The following is a 2,671-nucleotide window of genomic DNA, read 5'->3' as shown; positions in this document are numbered from 1 at the left end:
GGGGTGCCCGAGTAGTGCGGGGCTCGTGGAATCTCGTGTGAATCTGCCAGGACCACCTGGTAAGCCTGAATACTTTTTGGTGACCGATAGTGCATAGTACCGTGAGGGAATGGTGAAAAGTACCCCGGGAGGGGAGTGAAATAGTGCCTGAAACCGGGTGCCTGTAAGCCGTCAGAGCCTGCTTTTGTTGGGTGATGGCGTGCCTTTTGAAGAATGAGCCTGCGAGTCAGTGATGCGTGGCGTGCTTAACCCGTGTGGGGGATGCGTAGCGAAAGCGAGTCTTAATTTTGGGCGTGTGTCGCGTGTTGTGGACCCGAAGCGGGGTGATCTACCTATGGTCAGGGTGAAGCTATGGTAAGACGTGGTGGAGGCCCGTACCCACCAGGGTTGAAAACCTGGGGGATGAACTGTGGGTAGGGGTGAAAGGCCAATCAAACTCCGTGATAGCTGGTTCTCCCCGAAATGCATTTAGGTGCAGCGTCACACTGGGCTTGGTGGAGGTAGAGCTACTGGTTGGTTGATGGGCCGTGTTGGTTACTGACGTCAGCTAAACTCCGAATGCCATTTCAAGTGGGTGTGGCAGTGAGACTGCGGGGGATAAGCTTCGTGGTCGAGAGGGAAACAGCCCAGATCATCGGCTAAGGCCCCTAAGCGTGCGCTGAGTGGGAAAGGATGTGGAGTCGCGTTGACAGCCAGGAGGTTGGCTTAGAAGCAGCCATCCTTGAAAGAGTGCGTAATAGCTCACTGGTCGAGTGGTTGTGCGCCGATAATGTAGCGGGGCTTAAGCGTGCCGCCGAAGCCGTGGCAATAACTTTTTGTTTTTGGGTAGGGGAGCGTCCTGCTCTGGGTGAAGCTGCCTGGTGATGGGTGGTGGACGGGGTGGGAGTGAGAATGCAGGCATGAGTAGCGTTTCGTGGGTGAGAATCCTACGCGCTGATTGACTAAGGGTTCCAGGGGCAGGTTTGTCCGCCCTGGGTTAGTCGGGTCCTAAGGCGAGGCCGACAGGCGTAGTCGATGGGTGACCAGTTGATATTCTGGTACCGTTTGTTTTCCGTCTGACGCTGCATGCTTTCGCGTCGTGTGCTTGCCGTGCGTGGTGTTGTCTTTCGGGATGATGCTGAGTGTGGCTGTGTGTGGTGTGGGGTGTGTGGTGAGCATTGGGGTGACGCAGGGAGGTAGTTGCTGCACACTGGTGGTTATGTGTGTCTAAGGTTGTGGCCTGTTTCTTGGGTGAAATCCGGGAAGCTGCGTTTGATCGCGTGGGTGAGGGCTGATGGGGCTGCCTGTTGGGGTGGCTAGTGGTGATCCTGTACTGCCGAGAAAAGCCTGGATGTGAGGAAGATGAGCGCCCGTACCCTAAACCGACTCTGGTGGTCAGGTAGAGTATACCGAGGCGTGCGAGTGAATCATGGTTAAGGAATTCGGCAAATTGCCCCCGTAACTTTGGGATAAGGGGGGCCCTGCTGGTGTGCCTGCTGTGCGTGGGTGGTGCTGGTTGGGGTCGCAGAGAATTGGGAGAAGCGACTGTTTATTAAAAACATAGGTGTGTGCTAAGCCGTAAGGCGCTGTATACGCACTGACGCCTGCCCGGTGCTGGAAGGTTAAGAGGACGACTTAACTGCTTTTTTGTGGTGAAGGTTTGAATTTAAGCCCCAGTAAACGGCGGTGGTAACTATAACCATCCTAAGGTAGCGAAATTCCTTGTCGGGTAAGTTCCGACCTGCACGAATGGCGTAACGACTTCTCCGCTGTCTCGACCGTGATCTCGGTGAAATTGCAGTACGAGTAAAGATGCTCGTTTCGCGCAGCAGGACGGAAAGACCCCGGGACCTTTACTATAGCTTGGTATTGGTGTGTGTTTGTGCTTGTGTAGGATAGGTGGGAGACTGTGATGCCGTGCCGCTAGGTGTGGTGGAGTCGTTGGTGAAATACCATTCTGGTTCAAGTATGCATCTAACTTGGAGCCCTGATCGGGTTTGGGGACAGTGCCTGGTGGGTAGTTTAACTGGGGCGGTTGCCTCCTAAAGGGTAACGGAGGCGCTCAAAGGTTCTCTCAGCCTGGTTGGTGATCAGGTGGTGAGTGTAAGTGCACAAGAGGGCTTGACTGTGACACTGACGGGTGGAGCAGGTACGAAAGTAGGAACTAGTGATCCGGCCATGGCTTGTGGAAGCGTGGTCGCTCAACGGATAAAAGGTACCCCGGGGATAACAGGCTGATCTTGCCCAAGAGTCCATATCGACGGCATGGTTTGGCACCTCGATGTCGGCTCGTCGCATCCTGGGGCTGGAGTTGGTCCCAAGGGTTGGGCTGTTCGCCCATTAAAGCGGTACGCGAGCTGGGTTTAGAACGTCGTGAGACAGTTCGGTCCCTATCCGCTGCGCGCGTTGGAAACTTGATGAAGGCCCGTCCCTAGTACGAGAGGACCGGGATGGACGAACCTCTGGTGTGCCAGTTGTACTGCCAGGTGCATTGCTGGTTGGCTACGTTCGGTTGGGATAACCGCTGAAAGCATCTAAGCGGGAAGCTTTCTTCGAGATGAGGTTTCCGTGCCCCTCTTTTTGGGGGGTGGGAGGTCCCCAGTAGATGACTGGGTTGATAGGCCAGAGGTGGAAGCATTGTGAGGTGTTGTGAGCCGACTGGTACTAATGGGCCGATTCTAAACCAACACTC

At 55.2% G+C, this 2,671-nt stretch carries 1 rRNA gene; it reads left to right on the top strand.

Annotated elements, in window-relative coordinates:
- Positions 1–2,666 (top strand): 23S ribosomal RNA (locus tag AC1EJZ_RS11160); the annotation flags it as partial.
- Positions 2,667–2,671 lie beyond the last annotated feature (5 nt).

The organism is Pauljensenia sp. C0170B5, assembly GCF_056590195.1.
This window is presented reverse-complemented; position numbering and strand designations above follow the sequence as displayed.